This is a genomic window from Gordonia sp. i37 (assembly GCF_002043085.1).
GTDB classification, from domain to species: Bacteria; Actinomycetota; Actinomycetes; order Mycobacteriales; family Mycobacteriaceae; genus Gordonia; species Gordonia polyisoprenivorans.
Map to the genome: position 1 here is coordinate 1 of NZ_MVPX01000032.1, position 4061 is coordinate 4061.

The window sequence follows — 4061 nt, forward strand, 5'->3', positions numbered from 1 at the left end:
CGCGGCGTCTTGGCCTCGATGCAGGCGTTGCCGTGGACGTCGGTCGCGATCACCGACGCGATCGGCTCGGCGAGAACCGAATCCAAGGATGCCAGGGTGGCCTCGACGGCGTGGGTCGTCGCGCCGGGCGCGGCGAACACCTCGGGCGGCATGTGCAGGCCGAACAGGGTCAGGGTGTGTTTGCCGGCGAGGTCGGTGCCCAGGATCGACGTGTCCGACAATGTGTGGCAATAGATTTCACAGGGCGGTACCTCGGGTACCTCGTCGCGGCGGGCCTGCGCCCAGGCGGTATGGAGTTGCTCGTAGGACTCGTTGATGTGGAAGGTGCCCGCGAACGCGGCCCGAGGGTCGACGTTCGGGTCGCGCAACTCCGGCAGCCGGTCGAGTAGCAGGTTGATCTTGAGCTGGGCGCCGCGCGGCGCGTGCTCGGTGTCGACGGGGTCGTCGAGCATGGTGTTGAGCACCACCGGCGCGCACGCCGCATGCACCATCGAGCCCCGCACCCGACCAATCCGTTGTCGATGCCCACCCGCTTCGGTGGCGTTCGCCTCGGTGCGCACGTACTCGACGGTCCCGTCGGCCGGGTCGACGCCGACCACCCGGCAGTTCGTGTGGATCGCCGCGCCGGCGGCCAGCGCCGCCTGATACAGCGCGCCCGAGACCGCTCCCATCCCGCCGACCGGGACATCCCAGTCGCCGGTACCGCCGCCGATGAGGTGGTAGAGGAAGCAGATGTTCTGCCGCAGGGACGGGTCGTGCAGGTCGGTGAAGGTGCCGATCAGCCCGTCGGTCGCGACGATCCCGCGCACGACGTCGTCGTCGAAGTACCGCTCGATGAGCTCGCCGAGCGGTCGGGTGGTGAGCAACTCCCACAGTTCGGCGAGGGAGGAGTCGCCGTCGGTCACCCGCGCGCGGATCTCGCTTGCCGATCGCAGCGGCTCGATGAGGGTGGGGAACAGGCGCCGCGCGATCTCGCCCATCCGCTCGTACACCCATTGCCACGCCCCGAATTCGGTGTCGCTGCCGGTGGCACGCGCGAAGGCGGCGGCGGTGGCCGGCTCGTCGGCGGTGTCGACGAGCAGGCCGTGCGCGGGATTCGACGGCAGCGGCGTGTAGGACGAATACCGTCGCCGGATCAGTTCGACGTCGAGTTCGAGGTCGGCGATGATCTCGCGCGGCATCAGCGACACCAGATAGGAGTAGCGCGAAAGCCGTGCTGCGACACCGGGAAACGCCATTGCCGAGATGGCCGCGCCGCCCACGTGGTCGGCGACCTCGAGTACCAGCACGGACCGGCCCGCCCGTGCCAGGTAGGCCGCCGCGGTCAGCCCGTTGTGCCCGGCGCCGATGATGACGTCGTCATAGGTCGCCGTGGCGGTCATGGTGGGCTACTTCATGATTCGCGCGACGAATGGGGTGGAGTCGGGCATCGAGGCGAGCACGGTCCCCGAGTGGTCCTGCGTCGGGTAGACGTGGAAGTCGACGGGCTGGCCCGCCGCGACCATCTGCGCGTACAACGACAACGCCGACGGGGCCGGCACATCGGTGTCGAGGAGTCCCTGCCCGAGGAAGATCGGCCGGTCGTACCCCGAGAACGGGGTGCCCATGTATTCGGTCAGCGCCGCACGCACATTCGGGATCGACGAGACCGGCTTGGCGAGGAACTCGCCGAGCGTGACGCCCTGGACCACCGGTTGCATCTCCGCGTAGCAGAGCGTGCGGGCCTTCGCGATGATCTGCCGTCCCTGCGGGGTGAGGATGCCCGGCACGTTCAGGTCGGGGCGGGCGTCGGCGAAGCCGGCGAGGATGTAGGCGGTGTAGATGTTCAGCGAGGTCGGCAGGGCGACCGGGGCCGGCGCGCCGAGCGCCACGACCTGCTCGATGTTGGCCGGGGTGCCGGTGGCGACCACCCCGCGGTAGTCCAGTCCGCTGCCCGCCGAGAGTGCCGTCGCACGGCGCGCGGCGTTGAGTGCGGCGCCGGCGCCCTGGGACTGGCCGACGATCGCCCACTTCTTGGCCAGTGGCAGATCCATCTGCTGCGCCGCGCGGACCGAGTCGACCACCGACTGTGCCTCCGCGGTACCGCTCAGGTAGTTCATGAAGCCCGGTGTGCCGAGGCCGACGTAGTCGGTGGCGACGATCGCATACCCCTGATCGAGCCAATGGCCCAGGTAGGTGGCGTCGCGGTCGCTGTGCGGCAGCACCGACGGCGCACAATTGTCGCCGAGACCGGTGGTCCCGTGCGCCCACGCGATCACCGGATACCCGCCCGCCGGTGCGGGACGCTTCGGCAGGAGCACCTCACCGGAGCTGACCGCCGGGCGCCCGTGGATGTCACGCGTCGAGTACAGGACGCGGTAGGCACGACCGGCCGCCGGGATGCTCACCGACGACGCCAACGGCACCTGCGTGATCAGGGCGCCGGGCGCACCGATCGGTCCGGAGTAGCCGGTGGCGTCGAGTCCGGAGGTGACCGGAGCGGGGGTGGCGTCGTCGTCGGCGTGGGCCGGAGCGGTGGCCAGCGCCGGTAGTGAGATCAGGGTTGCGATGGCGACGGAGGCGAGGGTGAGACGGCGGGTGCGCCGGAGGCGGTGGAACATGGATCGAACCTATCGCCATCGGTTCCCCGCCGTGGCGGCTTGGTCTCGAAGTTGTCCGGCCATCCCGAGTTGTCGGGCCGTCTCCGGTTATCGGGCGCCGGCACCGTCTTGCCCCATATCCTGGGCAGATGGACATACCGTCGGTCACCCTCGCGTCCGGATTCGCGTTGCCGCTGGTCGGCCTCGGCACCTTCGACATGTTGGGAATGCCGTGCGCGCAGGCGGTTTCCCACGCGCTCGACTCCGGGTACCGGCTGCTCGACACCGCGTCGCGTTACTCCAACGAGCTCAGCGTGGGCATGGGGATCGAGGAGTCGCAGATCGACCGCTCCGAGGTGATCGTGCAGACCAAGCTCGGTGGTGGCGACCAGGGCTTCGACGAGGCGATCACTGCGGCCAAGGAGAGTGCGCGTCGGCTCGGGGTGTCCTGGATCGACGTCTACCTGATCCACTGGCCGTGCCCGAGCCTGGGCCGGATGGTCGACTCCTGGAAAGCGCTGCTCACGCTGGCCGACGAGGGGTTCATCCGGGTGCCCGGTGTCTCCAACTTCCGTGAACACCACCTGCAGGCGCTCTACGACGAGACCGGGCGATGGCCCGAGGTGAACCAGATCCAGTGCTCACCGGCGCTGGCACGCGGCGATCTACGACAGTTCATGCAGGACAAGGGAATCCATGCGCAGGCGTGGCATCCGACCGGGCGTAAGGAGGGCATGCTCGGCGACGCCACGATCATCCGGTTGGCCCGCAAGTACGGCAAGTCGCCCACGCAGATCGCATTGCGGTGGGCGGTACAGCAGGAGATCGGCGTGGTGCCCAAGTCCTCACACAAGGGTCGCCAGCTCGAGAACATCGATCTGTTCGACTTCGAACTCGACGCGGGCGACCTCACCGATCTCGAAGAACTCGACCGCGGGGAGGGCGCCGCCCGCAACTCCGACATCGAAGAGGAGTTCTGAACGGGCGCGGTGTCCGAGGGTCTAGGGTGGCAGCGTGCCAGACCCCATCCCCGGTGAGCCGAACGGCCCGCACGAGACGAGCCCGCACGAGATCGGGCACGACGATTTCGCGACCCGGCATGCGCCGATGGTCCCCGAGCTGCCTCTCGACGATCAGGAGGCGTCCACCAACGTCCCGCTGGCGACGCAGATCTTCCGGTTCATCGTCACCGGCGTCGGTTCGGGCATCCTCGACTTCGGTCTGACCGCGATCCTGCAGTACGGGCTCGGGGTGCCGGCCGGATTCGCCAAGGCGGTCGGCTTCGTCTGCGGAACCACCACCGCCTACATCGTCAATCGGCGCTGGACCTTCCGCGCCGAGCCCAGCATGGCCCGCTTCGTTGCCGTCGCCGTGCTCTATTGCGTGACGTTCGTCGTCAACGTCGGTGTCTACACCTTCCTGTCGCACCTGTGGCCGGAGGAACTGCTCTACAGCCTGCTCGCCTACGTCATCGCGCAAGGC

General features: G+C 68.8%; 4 protein-coding genes. 2 read left to right on the forward strand and 2 right to left on the reverse strand.

Translation table 11 applies throughout. The annotated features are described in order from the left end of the window. Together B1964_RS01200 and B1964_RS01205 are read right to left on the reverse strand one after the other, a co-directional pair. Positions 1-1382 (reverse strand): NAD(P)-binding protein (locus B1964_RS01200; protein WP_079928488.1); only part of this gene is annotated, 1382 nt, incomplete at its 3' end. Between the two features lie 6 nt (positions 1383-1388). Further along, complete coding sequence (locus B1964_RS01205) at positions 1389-2600, reverse strand: lipase family protein (protein WP_079928489.1); 1212 nt, start codon at positions 2598-2600, stop codon at positions 1389-1391. Positions 2601-2728: 128 nt separating this feature from the next. Here B1964_RS01205 and B1964_RS01210 point away from each other — a divergent pair, with 128 nt between their 5' ends. Then, on the forward strand, positions 2729-3559 hold the full coding sequence (locus tag B1964_RS01210; RefSeq protein ID WP_006369268.1) for an aldo/keto reductase: 831 nt from the start codon (positions 2729-2731) through the stop codon (positions 3557-3559). Between the two features lie 34 nt (positions 3560-3593). Then, positions 3594-4061: GtrA family protein (locus B1964_RS01215; RefSeq protein WP_079928490.1), on the forward strand; the 468-nt coding region annotated here is incomplete at its 3' end.